This is a genomic window from Candidatus Fukatsuia endosymbiont of Tuberolachnus salignus (genome assembly GCF_964030845.1).
Lineage (GTDB): Bacteria > Pseudomonadota > Gammaproteobacteria > Enterobacterales > Enterobacteriaceae > Fukatsuia > Fukatsuia symbiotica.
Genome location: NZ_OZ034983.1, coordinates 2,015,170 through 2,033,184 on the forward strand (window position 1 = coordinate 2,015,170; position 18,015 = coordinate 2,033,184).

General features: G+C 44.5%; 17 protein-coding genes and 2 pseudogenes. 13 read left to right on the top strand and 6 right to left on the bottom strand.

Features of this window, described 5'->3' with window-relative positions:
* Nucleotides 1-125 precede the first annotated feature (125 nt).
* From mutT to AAHH42_RS09750, 3 genes are all read left to right on the top strand, one after another.
* Nucleotides 126-524, top strand: a complete 399-nt coding sequence (gene mutT / locus AAHH42_RS09740) for an 8-oxo-dGTP diphosphatase MutT (RefSeq protein ID WP_119797396.1) — start codon at nucleotides 126-128, stop codon at nucleotides 522-524.
* Between the two features lie 238 nt (nucleotides 525-762).
* Nucleotides 763-5,883: a C80 family cysteine peptidase gene (locus tag AAHH42_RS09745; protein WP_342221005.1), complete on the top strand. Its 5,121-nt coding sequence runs from the start codon at nucleotides 763-765 to the stop codon at nucleotides 5,881-5,883.
* A gap of 12 nt (nucleotides 5,884-5,895) precedes the next feature.
* Nucleotides 5,896-7,083 carry a calcium-binding protein gene (locus tag AAHH42_RS09750; protein ID WP_342221006.1) on the top strand — a complete coding sequence of 396 codons (1,188 nt, stop codon included), beginning with the start codon at nucleotides 5,896-5,898 and terminating at the stop codon, nucleotides 7,081-7,083.
* Nucleotides 7,084-7,141: 58 nt separating this feature from the next.
* On the opposite strand, the gene AAHH42_RS09755 is transcribed toward AAHH42_RS09750, so the two are convergent.
* Nucleotides 7,142-7,450 carry a hypothetical protein gene (locus tag AAHH42_RS09755; protein WP_342221007.1) on the bottom strand — a complete coding sequence of 103 codons (309 nt, stop codon included), beginning with the start codon at nucleotides 7,448-7,450 and terminating at the stop codon, nucleotides 7,142-7,144.
* Nucleotides 7,451-7,495: 45 nt separating this feature from the next.
* On the opposite strand from AAHH42_RS09755, the gene AAHH42_RS09760 reads away from it, so the two are divergent.
* Nucleotides 7,496-8,518 carry an IS630 family transposase gene (locus AAHH42_RS09760; protein ID WP_342221999.1) on the top strand — a complete coding sequence of 341 codons (1,023 nt, stop codon included), beginning with the start codon at nucleotides 7,496-7,498 and terminating at the stop codon, nucleotides 8,516-8,518.
* A 2-nt stretch (nucleotides 8,519-8,520) separates the two neighbouring features.
* On the opposite strand, the gene AAHH42_RS09765 is transcribed toward AAHH42_RS09760, so the two are convergent.
* Nucleotides 8,521-8,661, bottom strand: a complete 141-nt coding sequence (locus AAHH42_RS09765) for a transposase (protein WP_119797393.1) — start codon at nucleotides 8,659-8,661, stop codon at nucleotides 8,521-8,523.
* Between the two features lie 194 nt (nucleotides 8,662-8,855).
* On the opposite strand from AAHH42_RS09765, the gene AAHH42_RS09770 reads away from it, so the two are divergent.
* The 3 genes from AAHH42_RS09770 (at nucleotide 8,856) to AAHH42_RS09780 (ending at nucleotide 11,554) form a co-directional block, all read left to right on the top strand.
* Nucleotides 8,856-9,679, top strand: a protein-coding gene (locus tag AAHH42_RS09770; RefSeq protein WP_342221000.1) for an IS5 family transposase whose coding sequence is annotated in 2 segments (ribosomal slippage) — nucleotides 8,856-9,243 and nucleotides 9,243-9,679 — 825 coding nt in all. Because the reading frame shifts where the segments join, the coding sequence is not laid out codon by codon here.
* 511 nt (nucleotides 9,680-10,190) lie between these two features.
* A complete protein-coding gene (locus AAHH42_RS09775) occupies nucleotides 10,191-11,285 on the top strand; it encodes an ISAs1 family transposase (RefSeq protein ID WP_342220836.1) in 1,095 nt (364 codons plus the stop codon).
* Between the two features lie 44 nt (nucleotides 11,286-11,329).
* Nucleotides 11,330-11,554: a transposase gene (locus AAHH42_RS09780; protein ID WP_162860014.1), complete on the top strand. Its 225-nt coding sequence runs from the start codon at nucleotides 11,330-11,332 to the stop codon at nucleotides 11,552-11,554.
* Here AAHH42_RS09780 and AAHH42_RS09785 read toward each other — a convergent pair.
* Nucleotides 11,539-12,108, bottom strand: a complete 570-nt coding sequence (locus AAHH42_RS09785; RefSeq protein ID WP_205411502.1) for a helix-turn-helix domain-containing protein — start codon at nucleotides 12,106-12,108, stop codon at nucleotides 11,539-11,541. The genes AAHH42_RS09780 and AAHH42_RS09785 overlap by 16 nt on opposite strands.
* A gap of 191 nt (nucleotides 12,109-12,299) precedes the next feature.
* Nucleotides 12,300-12,746, bottom strand: coding sequence for a hypothetical protein (locus AAHH42_RS09790; protein ID WP_342221008.1), 447 nt, complete (start codon nucleotides 12,744-12,746; stop codon nucleotides 12,300-12,302).
* 844 nt (nucleotides 12,747-13,590) lie between these two features.
* Between AAHH42_RS09790 and AAHH42_RS09795 the strand changes: the two genes are divergently transcribed.
* The 4 genes and pseudogenes from AAHH42_RS09795 (at nucleotide 13,591) to AAHH42_RS09805 (ending at nucleotide 15,856) form a co-directional block, all read left to right on the top strand.
* Nucleotides 13,591-13,956: an IS630 transposase-related protein gene (locus AAHH42_RS09795; protein ID WP_119963729.1), complete on the top strand. Its 366-nt coding sequence runs from the start codon at nucleotides 13,591-13,593 to the stop codon at nucleotides 13,954-13,956.
* Between the two features lie 25 nt (nucleotides 13,957-13,981).
* A complete protein-coding gene (locus AAHH42_RS09800) occupies nucleotides 13,982-14,347 on the top strand; it encodes a transposase (RefSeq protein WP_342222057.1) in 366 nt (121 codons plus the stop codon).
* Nucleotides 14,348-14,467: 120 nt separating this feature from the next.
* Nucleotides 14,468-14,557 (top strand): annotated as a pseudogene (locus AAHH42_RS14835) (hypothetical protein); the annotation flags it as partial.
* Between the two features lie 57 nt (nucleotides 14,558-14,614).
* Nucleotides 14,615-15,856, top strand: coding sequence for an IS4 family transposase (locus AAHH42_RS09805; RefSeq protein ID WP_342221009.1), 1,242 nt, complete (start codon nucleotides 14,615-14,617; stop codon nucleotides 15,854-15,856).
* 65 nt (nucleotides 15,857-15,921) lie between these two features.
* Here the strand turns inward: AAHH42_RS09805 and AAHH42_RS14840 are convergent.
* Nucleotides 15,922-16,308, bottom strand: a pseudogene (locus AAHH42_RS14840) (transposase); the annotation flags it as partial.
* On the bottom strand, nucleotides 16,232-16,597 hold the full coding sequence (locus tag AAHH42_RS09810) for an IS630 transposase-related protein (protein WP_342221010.1): 366 nt from the start codon (nucleotides 16,595-16,597) through the stop codon (nucleotides 16,232-16,234). The gene AAHH42_RS09810 and the pseudogene AAHH42_RS14840, both read right to left, overlap by 77 nt.
* A gap of 365 nt (nucleotides 16,598-16,962) precedes the next feature.
* Here AAHH42_RS09810 and AAHH42_RS09815 point away from each other — a divergent pair, with 365 nt between their 5' ends.
* Together AAHH42_RS09815 and AAHH42_RS09820 are read left to right on the top strand one after the other, a co-directional pair.
* Nucleotides 16,963-17,325, top strand: a complete 363-nt coding sequence (locus AAHH42_RS09815; RefSeq protein ID WP_342221011.1) for an IS630 transposase-related protein — start codon at nucleotides 16,963-16,965, stop codon at nucleotides 17,323-17,325.
* Nucleotides 17,326-17,706: a transposase gene (locus tag AAHH42_RS09820; protein WP_342221012.1), complete on the top strand. Its 381-nt coding sequence runs from the start codon at nucleotides 17,326-17,328 to the stop codon at nucleotides 17,704-17,706.
* The last annotated feature ends 309 nt before the right edge of the window (nucleotides 17,707-18,015 follow it).

The window sequence follows — 18,015 nt, forward strand, 5'->3', positions numbered from 1 at the left end:
TGGGCATTTGGGGCGCATTTTTGACGAATTACTTGACCAAAACACGGCGGGCACAAGAGACTTCGAACAGGTTATTAGCGTAAAAAAACATCAGAAAAATTATAATAAGATAGGAGGAACTCGAATTGCAGCACTTACAGATTGCCATAGGTATTGTCCGCAGCACACAACAAGAAATATTTATTACTCAACGCGTCAATCATTCACATATGGCCGGATCTTGGGAATTTCCTGGGGGTAAAATTGAGCAAAATGAAACGCCGCTTGCTGCTTTAAAACGCGAGTTACTGGAGGAAATCGGTATTACTGTACAACAAGCCTCACTGTTTAAAACACTACAGCATCACTATACTGATCGTGCCTTGACCTTACATTTTTATTTGGTAAAACGGTGGCAAAACGAGCCCTTTGGTCGCGAAGGACAACCGACGCGCTGGGTGCATCAGAGCGAATTACGGAGTACTGAGTTTCCGCCAGCTAACGGCGAAATTATTGAAATGTTAACTCAACCCTTTTGCGACTGAAAGCAACCTGAAACCTGCCGCGGGGCCTGGCTCCCACATGAGGCCTCTTTTGAAACCTACAGAGAATTTTGCGGATCCATAAAATCCCTGAACGCAGTGGAGATAGTTTCAGCCCATTCAACAAAAACTCCTGATTTTTCTAAAACTCTTGATAAACTTCAATAGACTCTTTGCAAAACCGTTGTTCGTTACGTGAAGAGTAGGTTTTACAAGAATTCTAATACAAAAAGGATTTAAAGTGTTGGATATCAGTGAAGTGACCCTGCAAGGTACCGAGCAGAATATTCGTGACGCTCCATCAAATGAAACTCATTCCGATCAGGCCAAACGGGATAACGTCGATGAGTGGAAAAAACCAACGGTTAACACGCTCAATCGTGGCTTCCACTCTCGGTTTGACAGCCAAATTATTCTTCAGCTTGAAGATGACCCCGTGGTCATGGAAGCTGCTGCGAGATTAGTCAGCAAACATCCTGATCGTTCAGTGCTATTTCAGCTTGATGTACAAGGCAACTACCATCTCGTTTATGGTAATCCGCGTATGCTAGCGGGTAATCTACGCTGGCAGGTGGTGGGACATGGCCACAGTGTTGAAGGCGAACTTAATCACCAAACACTCGCAGGGTACAACCCTGCTGAGTTGGCAGAAAGTATCAGGCAGTTTAGTAGCAAACTGAAAACTGTCTATGGTATCGACAGTGATCCCAATTATATCAGCCTGGTGGGATGTTCACTCACCGACTATCACCTACAAACCGGCGGCTACGCTCGGCAATTTGCGCTATCACTGGATGCGATAGGGCTCCGTGCTGATGTCGCCGCACGACGCACGGATGTCTCCATCAATAGACTCGGCCAGAAGGCCACGTTGGGCGATGACGGCGTCATGTACCATAAAATGAGTGATGACAAACTGGTATTAACCTGGAACAAACAAGATGTATTGGTCCCTGCCTCCGATCTGGCAGAACGTCTGGTGCGCGCTATCGTGCTGGTTGACAAACTCGCTTCGGGGAAGCTGAAATTCTCAGCACTGGATGAGCAGCAATACTTTGATTTGGCGGATTCTTTCCACCGGGAAGAGGGCATTTTAGACATAGAACAATTAATACTGACCACCTTTGATGATAAACATTACCAGGCATGGCGTTATGACCTCCATCAACTGCTACAACTGCAGGATTCCTACATTCAGTTGCAGGGATTCAGTGGGCAAAAAGCTCTCCATCAGAGTAAAGGCTGGAACACCAGCCAGGCAAGCAGTATCGCCGCATGGCAGCGTGTAAGTATGGAGAATCATACACCCGGCATAGCAATTCAGACCCGGGTTACTCCACAAGGACTGTTTATCGGCGATAATAGCCTTCATGCTCTTTCAGCGGCAACCGAGATAGGACTAGGTTGGCTGAATGCACGCACATTGGGAGACCCTCAAACACAAGATTTTCTCAATGCTCTGATGACACACGCCATGATTAACGAACAAAGGGCAGAGGGTGCTCTATCCGACATCGATGCTTCACAGCTTAATAATTTCCGGCAAAAATTCGCTAATTTAAGATCAATCGACCTCAGCAATCAGGACATTTTTACTCCCATAGAGGGGATTAGCTCCGACAGCGAGGGAGAGTATCTATTAAAGGGTGCGCATAATGTGCTGATGCTGTCTAGCCGTTACCAAGGACAACAGCACATCTACTCTTTGTATGATCCCTATGTTGGAGAAGTCAACATTAGCAGCACCAATGCTGAAAATAACGGGAAAGTCATAAATACGCTACTGCAAACCTATCTAGCGGGCCTGCATCACCCCCTTGATAACCAGAGAACTCGCGGACAACATTACGGCATGATACAGCAGGGAGAGCTTTTCATGTTTGAAGCCACCTACAAAATAAATATGAATAAGGCCAGACAGCACTATCCGGCATTGACGATATTCCAGACATTTCTGAGCGATTTCCACAGCGAACAACAGCAGCTAGCAGGGGCATCAAATATCACCTTAAACGGAGTCACCTTGCCGGCTCGTGTACTGAGCAAAATGGGTGCCACCCTGGCGGGTAAAGCATTTTCTCCCATGTACGGTAGCACTGAAATCACGCTCACCTCACCGTTGCAGTTTGATTCCGAGCGACTCTGTCATTACCTGAGCCAAACAGATAAAATCGCCGTCGCACAGGCTGTACTGTTTTTGAAACAGCAGCTTACTCTCCTAGAAAACGTTAATTACCTGTTGACACCCCAAAGCGATCCCGCAGCAGGGACAGTAGCAACTCGTCTGCTCAATGAAATTAATCAGCAAGTAGAAGGAGCTCAGATTAAGCCGGCGCTGTGGTCAGAACTGCAAAAAATACCCCGTCGCTGGCGGCGAGTGACACAATTCAACAATCGTGTTGGTACTGGGCTGCAGGGATACGGCTATCTACGCGGGTTTTATGATCTGAAAAAATATCGTGAAATGCTTAAAGGTGATGTGTTGACCCAACAACAAAAGGATGATTTGGCGTTTGAAGAAAAGCTAGCCATAGCGTCTTTTTCCTCCAATTTCGCCATTGATATAGCTCAATACGGCCTGGGTAGACTGGGATATTCTCTCGCTAATACAGCGATCTCTGGCTCACGTCTCGGTCAAATAGGCACCAGTGCCGGTTTTAAGATGGTAAGATTTGGTGGACCATTGTTAGGGGGGATGTCCAGCGGTTTTGATCTCTACCAGGCTACTCGGTCGTTTAAGGCGTTAGACACCACCTCAGATCTTAAAATTCAACAAGATCTGATGGTGAATGGTTCGCTCTCACTGATGGGCGCAGCCGTTGGCATTGGTACCGCTATTTCCTTTGCCTTAGGTGGCACCGCGGCCACAGTGGCAGGCCCCGTTGGTTTAATCGTCGGTGCGGGGATCATATTAGGAGGTGAAATCTATTCTTCTGTTCGCCAGATAGAAAATATTGGGCAATATGTGCATTTAACACCCATGGAAACACTACATAATGGCTGGCGGGTATTCACTGGGCAGGGAGCAGATCCCGAGATAGAAAATCGGGTCGCATATATAAAAACAAGAGAAACGGTTCGCCAGCAATATAGTCGCCTACTAGTAGAACAATCCCAGAAAATCCTGCAGTCTAACGGACAAATTAATATCCTTTATACCAGTCTCGGTGAGGTTGAAGTGGAAGGGCATCCCTATAAAAAAATAGTGGCTAAAGATCTGGCTGGCAGAGAGCACGTGATACGGGATCACATTCTGCCCAGTGAAGATATTCAGGCGATGATATCTCGGGCGTTGACCGAGTACTTAGGACAATATTCTCTGGGGCAGCATCCGCTCATACTTGATAAACCCCGTGTGGTTCCCAGTGAGTACCACTACTATACCCCGAAACGACTTCTACATACTGACGATACCATCAATAATAGCGAACTTAGCATTAATGTCGTTATGACAACATTTAGTGCTCAATCTCAACGGGTAGGTCAGTTCATCGATCAAGATGGTGCATCACTTAATAAACATATGGAGGCAAATTATCACAGCGTGATGGGCGATTTTAACGGTGACGGTCGACGCGATATCGGCTATTTCACTGCGCAGCGCCTTTATCTGTTACTGAGCAATACCAACGGCAGTTATACGGAGGCACCGCCCATTGATTACAACTCGGGAGAGGTGCCTACAACAGCCCGCTATCTGATAGGCGATATTAACAATGATGATCGGGATGACATCATACTCATTATGGATGATGAAGAGCGTATCGATATTTTGTTCATACAGGAGGGTGGTGGTTTTGTCAGGCAGCACATTGCAATACAAGATGAAGGTGGAATACGGGTGTCAGCTCCATTACAAGCAACACCTGTGTTAGCGGATATTAATGGTGATGGCTATGCCGATTGGGTATCATTTACTCGTTCTGATGTTAACATTAATTATGGTGGATCGGAGGGAACTTTTAGTACGGGGATCTCTGCATCATTAGCGGCGTTACACAAAGGCGATGCGTCACAATATATCCATCATATGACAGGGGATATCGATGGTGATGGCTGTGATGACATCGTTTCACTGACTAAAAACGGGCGTTTACATATCCTATTAGGAGTCAACAAAAACCAGCGCCGGGTGCCGTTTAAAAAGGGATCGGAGCAATCCTATGCCGCAGTGACTGCACTACTGGCTGACTTTAATCCCGAGCAAATACAGCTTGCAGATATAGATGGTGACGGTCGTGCTGATTTGGTCGTGATCCAGAATGACGGACGCTATACCCTCTGCCACGGAAGACAAAATGGCCGCTTTGGCCCCGTGACCGATGATACACAGCGTGAAGAAAGGGGTCAGCGGGTGGCTTATCGCCCCAATCGACTGGCCGTACGGGGTGAGCAACAAATCTTAGGAATCACCCTGGATAGGGACGACAAGCCAGCCTTATTTTCACTCAATCAGGCCGGCATTGTGTTCACCCATACGTTGAGCGCTATTCCGATACAAGAGACCATCACAGATGTGAGACTGGGTGGCGGCAATGATGTCGTAAAGGGCAATCAGGATCAAAAATATAGCTTTGAAGTGGAAGAAGGAACCAAAAACTTTAGCGGTGGCCGCTATGCCGATCGCTTTTTGTTGATGGGTAAACCTGCACCCCATCAACCCAGTGTGCTTGACGGCGGAGAAGATCCGACGTCCACTGACCAGCATGATACCGTGATTGCTGTCGCCAGACCGGCGGAAAATGATGGGTATATCATCAACCTCAATACTGGCACAGTCAGTTATACATCCAACCATAAAAAAATCATTGCCAATTTACTACATATTGAACATGCACAGGGGCATAGTGAAACCAATGATATATTGCGGGGCAATGAGGATGATAATCTTCTGAACGATGTAGGTGGAAAAGATTCACTATTCGGCGAGGGCGGTAATGACATTCTAATGCTGCAGGCGGGCATTGCCCTTGGAGGAACAGGGACAGACAGCTACCGTATTTTGCAAAATAACCGCCCTGAAAATGCGATGGTAACGGTATTCGAGGCCCCCGATACGCAGGAGATCAGCAATGTCCTGCTAGATTACACAGCAGAACAAATCGTCTCTGTTTCTCATAAAGAGGGTTTTGTCCTGCTCACATTGCGCAATGATAACAGTACCCTCACCACGCTAGGATTGTATGGTATGTACAGTGATCCCAAGGAGGATCCTCTAACTCACCAACCTGGTGCCTATCATACTCTAGCTGATAAACCGTTTTCTTCTAACGCTTTCACTGACAAATCTGCTCGTAAAAAAAGATCACGGCAACATAATTTTCTTTTGTATACCCGTGATGGCTTCATGATAAGCGGGTAGCCACAACAACTCATGCCTCCCTCCGACGACAGTGAACCGTTACTACCCCGTCTAGCCGCACGGTATAAACCTGAATGGGATCGAAATTGGCAGAAATTAACCCAAAGATCAAAACCAGCAGACATACAAGTTCATTTGTCTACCCAAAATGAACAAGGAAAAATCACCATTAATATTGCCGGACGTGAGGTAAGAGCCAATCTGTTGCCAAGCTTTATGCAACTGATTATCGCCGAAACCCCGTTTAACGATAGACTCGAAGGAGATGATACCAATAATCGGTTACAGAGTGCGCAAGGCAACGATATTCTGATAGGGAAAGGAGGTTCAGATCACTATGTTATTGAGCATAAAAAGCCGGGTCGTCAAATTACTATCAATAATTATGATGATACAATCGGGGATCTGTTACCTCAGGACACGTTGGCATTACCACTATCGATTAAAGATATCCATCTGCAACAGGAAGCTAACGACATTATTCTTAGCTATCGTGACATGCCAACATTATATCCTACGGTGCGTATTACTAATTTTATGCAGGACGTGCGTTACCGTCATATCAGTGTACAAGACGAAAACGATACCCTTCTACCGTTAGTCCGCAACAACGCAGGGAATCTATCGTTAGGGCGATTGGAGATCACTGCAGGTGATGACGTTGCCATTGTGTACCATGAAAGTGCGCTGCTCAACGCACTGGTTAATGATCAGTTAAATTTATTGGCTGGCGATGACATCTTCATCGACCTTACCAATAACAGCAACTACACCCTGATCGGAGGTAAAGGTAACGATACGCTGTTAGGGGGTGGCGGAGACAATACCTATTTGATAGCACAGGATGACGGTCACGATATTATTGAAGAAAGAGGGGGACACAATAGCCTCAAATTTACCTCGGCGAATATCAACAAAAAAACACTGTGGTTAAAACAACAGAATAATGATTTGATAATACTGATTAACGGGGCAAATAACAGTGTGACGATCAAAAATTATTATGATCAATCTGAGTCGAAAATAGACAAAATAGAAGCCGGAGGATTTCAGTTAGCAGGCAGCAACATTGATCAAATGGTTTTAGCGATGTCTATTTTTTCTTCTGCAAATAGCCATTATCTACAGAGTCTTTTCTCGTGGCACAATGAAGAACTGCAAAACAAATTTAACACACTGTGGAGAGAAGCGGTACATTGAAACTTCTTGTAAACTCGAGTTCAAACGTGTTAGGGCTTGTTCTAAATCTTCTCTTGCCTTATAGCCCTCTCTGTAAGAAGGCGTTTTCCTTCCATGCTGCAAGGCGAGCATGGTGATTAACAGCCAGTAACCGCTCTTTGACAGCGTGATCATTGTCACTCACTAAATGATATGAAACCTGTGGTTTGAGTTTACTACGCCCAAGCTGTGCCAGCACTTGATCAGCACGGAAAACCTCCCAACCACGCTCATCCCATCCTATCTTGCCAATGCCCATCATCTCATTTCTAAAGGGATGATTAAAAAGTTTCTGTAACGCCAATGCCGCTAGCCTTGATGTTTCTAGTGGTTTTATACCCGTGATCAATGAAGATGCTTGATTTTGAAGTCGATAAGGATCATGCTCATAGCCATGAAAATAGAGCTGACTGCTGACCAGAAAATTACCCTCGAAGCCCAACATCGTCAAAGCCATGACCGCCGTGTCTGTGACAGGATCCGGTGTGTTTTGTTGTCCGCAGACGGCTGGACTCCCCCTATGATTGCTCACTCACAGCTCATTAATGAAACCACGGTGCGGCGCCACCTTACAGACTATCATAAACTCAACAAGCTCAAGCCTGAAAATGGCGGCTCCGATGGCTATCTCAATGCGGAACAGACCACGTCGCTGGTTGAACATCTCACCCAGCCGCTCTACCACCACAATCACCAAATTGTGGCCTATATCGCTGGACGCTGGAACATCACCTTTACCGTATCAGGTCTGTATAAAGGGTTGAAGCAGCATGGCTTTAGCTATAAAAAGCCGAAAGGTGTTCCGCATAAATTTGCCGTTGAGAAACAGCAGCAATTTATAAAGACCTACAGCGAATTGAAAGACGCCGCGGGTAATGACCCCATACTGTTTATTGATGCCGTTCATCCGACACAAGCCACCAAAATAAGCTACGGCTGGATACGAAAAGGCCAGGATAAAACGATAGAGACCACCGGGAGCAGAACGCGGTTGAATATCATGGGAGCCTTGAACATCCAGAATGTGGCTAACCCCATAATCCGTGATGATGAGACGATTAACAGCGAAAATGTGGTTCACTTCCTGTCTGCCATTCGCGCGCATTATCCCATCACGACAACGGCACATGTGATCCTCGAGGGTGCAGGCTATCACCGTTCACAGCTTGTGCAAGACGCCGCGCTTACGTTGAATATCCAGCTTCATTACCTTCCGCCGTATAGCCCGAATCTAAACCCGATAGAGCGATTGTGGAAGGTGATGAATGAGCAAACACGAAACAATAGATATTACCCATCTAAACAGAGTTTTAAGAACGATATCTTAAACTTCTTTGAGGTGAAGCTACCACAAATGGCAAGTTCTCTGGTATCTCGCTTAAACGATAATTGCCAGGCGCTAAATCCTGCATCTTGATTTCACTTGGGTATAACCCAGTGTCGTAACGCACTTTTGCTAACACCCATGGCCGTACTCGCTTGGGAAATAGTGTAATTTTGCTCAATCACTAAGTTAGCCACTTCATGTTTAAATTCTGGCGTAAATTTCTGGGGAGACATCTTCTTTATACCTTAATCTATTCACTAGACCTCTTCGGAAACTATAGCAGGCGCCATGTAACGTGATCACTTTTGTTAATAAATATTAATTAATATCAATATGTTATTTCTAATTTTCATAATCAACTGATACGGCGCCTGCTATAGCATTCATGTAGGAATGTTGTTAAAAATCTCCTGAACAAGGAGCCCCCATGAAATATGAACAAATAAAGGTATTGGAAGAGGAAAAATTTCGGCGCTTAACCGGAGTTAAACGCAGTACATTTGAAAAGATGATAAAGATATTGAATGAAGCAGATAAATGTAAGCAAGGGAACGGAGGTCGGAAACCCAAGCTGGGTTTAGAAGATCGCTTATTAATGGCCCTTGAGTATCTACGGGAATATCGCACTTATTTTCATGTTAGCCGAAGCGATGGGGTGAGTGAGAGCACCTGCTATGAAACGATTAAATGGATAGAAAATACGCTAATAAAGCATCCTGATTTTGCACTCCCTGGACGCAAAGCTTTATTAAAAAGTGATAGGGAGTATGAGCTCGTTCTTATTGATGCCACAGAAACGCCGATTGAACGTCCCCAAAAAAACAAAAGCAGTTTTACTCAGGAAAAAAGAAACGACCCACCTTAAAAACCCAAGTGATCGTCGATAAAAAAAGCAAAGCAGTCATCTGTACAAGCTTTACTCATGGGAGGCGTCATGATTTTAGGTTGTTCAAAGAGTCTGGCGTGCGAATACATCCTGAAATCAAAACAGTGACAGATACAGGTTACCAAGGGCTTGGCAAGATCCATTCAAACTCGGCGTTGCCTAAGAAAAAGACAAAGAAAAATCCCTTAACAAAAGAAGATAAACGCAACAATCGTGAGTTATCAAGCCAGCGTGTATTAAACGAAAATGTCATTGGTATGATTAAACGATTTAAAATCGTATCAGATCGTTATCGAAACAGGCGAAAACGTTTTGGATTACGATTTAATCTGATTGCAGCAATTTATAACATGGAAATTAGATAAATCAGAGTTTCCGAAGAGGTCTACTATCTCTTCACTAAAATTTTTCCCTTCTTTAGTGTCCAAATTTATTAGGCCAGAATAGTGCCAGAAAGCCATTTGGCAGGCACTGAAAAACCTGGGCGTCACCTATAAAAAAAACCCTGCGTCATCCGAAGGCAGACGAAGAGACACGGCGCGCCTTCCAGGACACGATAGCCTGCTATAAAAAGCAGGGAAAACCGGTCGTTTATCTGGATGAAAGCGGTTTCGCACACGATATGCCACGAACCCACGGTTATGCTGCACGAGGTCAACGCTGTTGGGGTACCCAGGATTGACAGGCCAAGGGCCGAACAAATGTCATTGGCGCGTTACTGGGAACCGTCCTGATGACGGTCGGATTATTTTTTTGTTCCATTAACAGTGATGTTTTTTACGCCTGGGTTACCCAGCAGGGCGGGATCCCACTTTAATGTGAACTAATAATAGGCAGTAAGCTCATAATATTATGTATCCTAAAGAATATGTAATCATGAGTATTTTAAAGCAATTAGCCCTGATCCCTGACCCGCGTAAAGATATTAATATCAAACATCACCTGCTCGATGTTATTTTCCTGTTTTTTGCCGCCGTGTTAAGTGGGGCCTCGGGATGGAAATCCATCCAGGATTTTGGCGAAGCTCAGCTCGATTGGCTAAAAAAATATGGCTCTTATCATGGTGAGAGCCCACGTCGTCATTGTATTGCTAAAATCATCAATGCATTAGATACAAATTTGCTGATTCAATCCTTGTTTTTATGGATTAACGAACGACGCCAACGAGCCGGTAAGACGTTGCTCGCCATCGACGGTAAAACCTTGCGGAGAACCTGGTCTGAAGAGATTTGCACTGCGCTGCATGTGGTGAGTGCCTATGATGTTGATGCTGGTATTACGCTTTATCAAAAAGCGGCGAACAATAAGGGAAAAGAAGGAGAATTAGCCCGTCAGAGCATTGACGCGTTAGCGCTGGATAATGCTATTGTGACGCTCGATTCATTGCATTGCCAAACCTCAACTTCATCACTTATCACGCAACGTAAAGGCAATTTTGTGGTGCAGCTTAAAGCGACTCAAAAGAAGCTGTTTGAACAGGTAAAACAGCAATTTGCTTTTGCCTATGATAGCGATAAATTGCACGAATATACGCAGACTAATCAGGGGCATGGCCGGATAGAAAAACGTACGGTTATGCAAATTAATGCGGAATTACCCAATGAATTAAAAGCGAAATGGCCTACCATTCGTACTTTCATTGAGGTCGCTAGTGAACGAACAAAAAATAATGTCACCCACTGTCGGTCACGTTGGTATGTCAGCTCATTAACGCTGAATGCAGAACAAGCGGCACAGGCAATTCGGCTGCATTGGGGGATAGAAAATCAACTTCACTGGGTATTGGATGTGGTGTTTAGAGAAGATGAACTCTTGATAAAAGCTCCGGATGGAGCAGCCCATGTCGCTCTTTTCAATCGCGTCGCGTTGGGTGTGATTAAACAGCACAAAGGTAAACAAGATAGTATTGCCAGTAAACGTAGACGTGCCGCCTGGTCAGCCGATTTTCGTAGTAAACTTATTTTTGGTTAAAAAATCAGCAAATTGGAATCCCGCCCTGGGTTACCCAGCGCCTTTTGCCTACTCTTCCTCCTCATTGTGTCATCGTGATGGATAACGCCAGTTTCCACAAACGTCTCGACATTCAGCAGGCTATCAGTAAAGCCGGGTATCAGATTGAATATTTCCCTCCCTACTCACCTGATCTCAATTCCATTGAACATAAATGGGCACAAGCCAAAAGCAAAAGAAGGGACTTAAATTGCAGCCTTGACGCCTTATTCTCTCAATATAGTGTATAATCATTATTATGTCGTTCATCTATATCGAACAGGAGCTGCTGGGATACACCCCAAAAATAATCCAGTACAGCTTCAGTACCATGTAACCCATCTTCTTGTCGCTCATGTTGGCTAAACAGAACATCAGTTGCCCTGCTATATCCCAGGGTCGCGACCAACGCTTTGAGCTTCTTTTTTCCCCTTCGAATGGTCGTAAAGTCTACCTGCAACTGTTTGCCGGCGGGTGTTTCAAAGCGTTGTACAGGTTCCTCCGTTTTGGTTTTAAACTGCCAAATATAATTTCTCAGGATACCGTCTTTTCCCCCATAGCCTCGTGCTTGAAGTTCGCGAAATAACACAGTGGCAGGGATCCAGTCAGGTTTTGCTGCTTTAATCCGTTCGAGTAAATAAAATTTAAAGGGATCCAGTTTTGATAACGGTGTAGTACGCTGGCTGTAACGGGGTGTTTTGGCGATATTCCGTAAATAACGGCGTACCGTATTGCGTGATAGGTGAAGCTGTTTAGCGATTGCTCGAATACTCATCCCTTGTCGATGTAACACGTGAATTTCCACTAGTAGCTCCTGAGTTAACACTTTATTTACACCGCCAATTTTTATGTTAAAAAAGCGGTAATTTTTCCTCAGGTGGGTCAATTTTCAATTGTCATTAGTGGGTCAGTTTTACATTGCTGGTAACAATTCTCTTATTTTTTATCAAGTTATAGCGAGTCTGCCATATCTACATATGACTCTTGTACCAGATCTTAAAATTTTGAGAAGAGATCTTTTTCAAATAAAGTAAGTATATTAGGTATAATTGTTCGAATTTCTTTTTTTTTATTATCCGGATACCAGTAGATTTTTTCTTCTATTATTAGTCTTGCATTATGGTAAGCAGTAAGACTTTTCGTTTTATGATGATAATATAAGAGGTTGAATAGTTCCCCTTCTTTCTCCCCATTTTTTAATTTGGAAAGTTGTTTTTCAACTTCAGGTGTTTTTAGATAATGCTTGATAAATACCTCTGGATCAATCTCTTTAAATTTAATCCCTACCACTGTGCTTTTGTTTAAATTTTGTTGTTTAGTACGATTACATATATCATATGAACCTCTAACACCTCTAAAGGCAGCGCTCATTGCAGAAAAAAATGTATTTTTACAACGGGTTAATTGCTGTAATGAGCCAGAAGATAATACGCTGATACCCATAATCACCTCGTTATTGTCGTAATATTTCTAAATAAATAATGTTATGTATAGAATTTATATTTTGTATTAAACTGCAGCATGTTTTCATTAAAAACGGCTCGGAATGCGTTGAGTACCTGTAATGAGCATGGTTCACAACTGAGTGAGAATCAACCCCTATTCAGATTATTTATCGACATTCGTGGAGTAGCGTAAAGTGTTCTGGTCAAATAATTTTGGACACAAATTCAGGAGTTTTATGCCGCTTAATGTTCTTTCATCAGTGGCATTTGGTAATCATTAACACTATATAGCCTGACTTGATTGTAATATCACGCCCCACAGGCTCCCCTTCCTGTTTAAGTGCTGCCGATAACACACGGGACCCTGCCGATTCTCGACTAGCCTGATGGCGTTCAATTAACTTACTACATCAACTGTGTTTTAGCACCCGTTACCCGGACAGATGCCGTCTTGCCCACCATGATGTAAGTGCTATTTTTGCATCGAGGGACATGCCCGCTTTCAACACACCATACGCCAATTGGAATAATTTTCGCATTGCCGCGCAGACGCCTATTTTACCCCCTTTATGGTGTGATACGAGCCATTACCACTGCACTTTCACTATCGAGTAAATTAACGATAAAACTCTGTGGTGAACGGTGACGAATCTGCTCTATAGCTATACGTTTTAAGTTTGATTACAATGTAAAAAATAATCCAAACGAGCTAAAGATGAATTATTCAGTTGATTTTCGGCGAAAAGTCCTCAGTGTTCGAGAGCAGGAAGGTCTGAGCATATAGCGTAACGTATTAATTTTGATTACAATGTATAGCTAAATTATTTAACAGGGAGTTAGCGATGAGCCACTCTGTCGATTTTCGCCGTAAAGTTCTGGGTATTCGAGAGCAAGAAAACTTGAGTATCAGAGAGACCGCTAAACGCTTCCACATTGGTTCAGCTTCCGTTACTCGCTGGCTCAGTCGTATCGAGGTTAAAGCTTCTTCCCCCCGTCGGCGTAAGCTTGATAAAGTGGCGTTAGCTGAAGATGTTGCACTTTATCCCGATGCTTACCAACGGGAACGGGCGGCGCGCTTTCAGGTGTGCCAGAAAGCCATTTGGCAGGCACTGAAAAACCTGGGCGTCACCTATAAAAAAAACCCTGCGTCATCCCAAGGCAGACGAAGAGACACGGCGCGCCTTCCAGGACACGATAGCCTGCTATAAAAAGCAGGGAAAACCGGTCGTTTATCTGGATGAAAGCGGTTTCGCACACGATAGGCCACGAACCCACGGTTATGCTGCACGAGGTCAACGCTGTTGGGGTACCCAGGATGGGCAGCCTAAGGGCCGAACAAATGTCATTGGCGCGTTACTGGGAACCGTCCTGATGGCGGTCGGATTATTTTTTTGTTCCATTAACAGTGATGTTTTTTACGCCTGGGTTACCCATCGCCTTTTGCCTACTCTTCCTCCTCATTGTGTCATCGTGATGGATAACGCCAGTTTCCACAAACGTCTCGACATTCAGCAGGCTATCAGTAAAGCCGGGCATCGGATTGAATATCTCACTCCCTACTCACCTGCTCTCAATCCTCACTTTTACCCACAACGTTGAATGAAAAATGATTCAGGTGAAATTGGATTATTGGTAGAGTCAATAGTTAAATCAGGAAACAGGCACATGAAAACAGTAACGGGTAATGGGAATGAGTGGATCCGGGAAGAATTTCATTAAATTGATTTCGGAGATAAACGCCTTAAAGAGCGTTTTTTTGAAACAGCGGGCTTCTTATCATCAAAAGCGTCAGGTTCAATTTACCCAAGCTGTCATGGCTCCTGGTCACAGGCCAAAGGAGCTTATCGATTTTTTAGCAATGAGAGAGTGAGCGAGAGCGCGCTATTCCGTACACATTGTGTGCAAACACAAAAACGTCTGGAGGGGCATTCACTGGTTTTTTCTCTTCAGGACACATCAGAGTTGAACGTTGACTCACATAAAAAGACAGAGGGGTTGGGAAGTATATCTAAAGCCTATCACAAACATAAAATGGGGTTGATGCTTCATGCAAGTTTGATGGTAACTCAGGAGGGCTTGCCGCTTGGGTTATCCTCGCTTAAATGCTGGTCACGTGTTTCCCGAGAGGAACCCCCTCAGGAAAAACAGCGGCGGCTTTATCAATCGACAATGAAAGAGAAAGAAAGTATTAAGTGGATAGAGACCCTCTACGAGACAGCGGCGCTGATACCCAAAGATACCTGCTTAATCACGCTGGGAGACAGAGAAGCGGATATTTTCGAACTTTTTCGGGTTGCAAGCTCACTAAAAACATTTTTTATTATCCGCAACCGGAAAGACAGAAAATTTATCGATGAAAAGGGGAAAAAAACAACGGTGCAAACCGCCTTGTCAAAGACGCCGATTTTAAAAACCATAGCACTCACCCTGCCCAAAAATCAGCAAAGGGTAGCAAGAACGGCTTATGTGGATATTCGCTCCATTTCAGGCTGGCTCCCCATTAGAAATAATCTAGTTTATGGGCCTACCAATAAAGACGCTTCACGGCATATCCATGAAAAGGTTCACGTATCTGCCATCAGTGTTAAAGAACAGCCTCCTCCAGAAGGAGTAGCGCCTGTCGAATGGGTATTATTGACCAATTTGACGGTCACTGACGCCTTTGAAGCAGAAGAGAAAGTGAATGGGTATAGACTGAGATGGAAGATAGAAGAGTTCTTCAACACACTGAAATCAGGATGTTGTGTTGAACAATGTCGTTTAAATACGGCAACCCAATTAACGAAAATGATCACACTCAAAAGCATTATCGCCTTCAAACTGATGCATATGACCAAAATGGCAGCGTTGTGTCCTGAGGCTACCTGCACCGATGTGTTGTCAAAGATAGAATGGCAAACGTTGTATTGTAGAATACAGACAACAAGCCGCCTTCCCGAGCATCCCCCCACAGTGCTTCAGGCAATAACATGGCTGGGTCAATTGGGAGGATTTCTTAACCGACGTGCCGAGGGTTTACCGGGAATCATGTCGCTTTGGCGAGGGTATGAGATCCTGCAAGAAAATGTGAGATTGTTCATTATTCTTAATAACAAAAATTGTGGGTAAAAGTGAGGATTGAGAGCAGGTGAGTAGGGAGTGAGATATTCAATCCGATGCCCGGCTTTACTGATAGCCTGCTGAATGTCGAGACGTTTGTGGAAACTGGCGTTATCCATCACGATGACACAATGAGGAGGAAGAGTAGGCAAAAGGCGATGGGTAACCCAGGCGTAAAAAACATCACTGTTAATGGAACAAAAAAATAATCCGACCGCCATCAGGACGGTTCCCAGTAACGCGCCAATGACATTTGTTCGGCCCTTAGCCTGCCAATCCTGGGTACCCCAACAGCGTTGACCTCGTGCAGCATAACCGTGGGTTCGTGGCCTATCGTGTGCGAAACCGCTTTCATCCAGATAAACGACCGGTTTTCCCTGCTTTTTATAGCAGGCTATCGTGTCCTGGAAGGCGCGCCGTGTCTCTTCGTCTGCCTTGGGATGACGCAGGTTTTTTTTTATAGGTGACGCCCAGGTTTTTCAGTGCCTGCCAAATGGCTTTCTGGCACACCTGAAAGCGCGCCGCCCGTTCCCGTTGGTAAGCATCGGGATAAAGTGCAACATCTTCAGCTAACGCCACTTTATCAAGCTTACGCCGACGGGGGGAAGAAGCTTTAACCTCGATACGACTGAGCCAGCGGGTAACGGAAGCTGAACCAATGTGGAAGCGTTTAGCGGTCTCTCTGATACTCAAGTTTTCTTGCTCTCGAATACCCAGAACTTTACGGCGAAAATCGACAGAGTGGCTCATCGCTAACTCCCTGTTAAATAATTTAGCTATACATTGTAATCAAAATTAATACGTTACGCTATATGAGATCCTGTAAGAAAATGTGAGATTGTTCATTATTCTTAATAACAGAAATTGTGGGTAAAAGTGAGGATTGAGGTCAGGTGAGTAAGGAGGTAAGTATTCCAGTCAATGACCGGCCTGGATAATCGTTTCCTGAATGTCCTGATATAGCATCGGCAGTATAAATTGATTTATACTGTTGAAATGAACTCTCCATTAAAGTTTCACTTTCTATAGATGACTTATCCCTTAAAATTCCGCCAACATGTGTTGACTATTAAAGAGCAAGAAAAGCTCACCTATGCCGAAACAGCCACCCGTTTTTGTGTGGGGACAGCGAGCCTAATGCGCTGGGCTGGGCTAAACGTATCGACCCTTGCCTAACTCGTGATAAACCGGCGACCAAAATAAATCACGCCGCGTTGCTCCTTGATGTGGAAACCTATCCTGACGCGTCTCAATACGAACGCGCTCAACGTATGGGGGTCAGTGCTCGAGGGATAGGCGATGCGTTAAAACGGGCTGGGTTTAGCTATAAAAAAACATTTTATCATCCCAAAATCGACGTCCAAGCACGAAAAGATTTTCAGACTAAGATACAGGCTTATGAAGCCTGTGGTACCCCGATAATTTACGTGGATGAAAGCGGTTTTTCCCATGATATGCCGCGTCTTTATGGTTATTGAGTGAAAGGTAAGCGCTGTTACGGCCAACACGATTGGCATGCCAAAGCGTGTACTAACGTCATTGGCGCCCAGCTTAACGGAAAATTAACCACGGTTTGTACCTTCGACTGCCATATCAACAGCGATATTTTTTATGCCTGGGTCACCCAAGATTTATTGCTAAAATCTCCTCCAGGGGCCGTACTTGTAATGGATAATGTCAGTTTCCATAAGCGCCAAGACATTCAGTCTGCTAGACAGCAAGCCGGCTTTATTCTGGAATATCTTCCCACTTATTCTCCTGATATGAACTCCATTGAGCACAAATGGGCTCAAGCTAAAGCCCTTCGTAGAAAGCGACAATGTGATATCGATACCTTGTTCTATGACCCTTTATTTTAAATCAATTTATACCGCCTATGCCATACTTACGGAAAGAAGCGTTGTCCATTACGATAACGCAGCGAAGTGGCAGGGCAATCGCGCTACGGATTCCATGGCCCATAGAAAGGACGGCCTGCAACAATCAATGCATGTCCAAAATCCCACTTTTTGTCTTAAATTTACCTACAGCCGTTACCTGGCTCCATTGAGGCCCAGTATAATTCTAATTCTCGCCTATCCTTTAATTTTTTCATCTTCTGTAATTGCTCCTCCCAGCTATTTTCTCTTTTCTGACAAGTATTTCCTGGTGTGCACGTTTTTCTCATC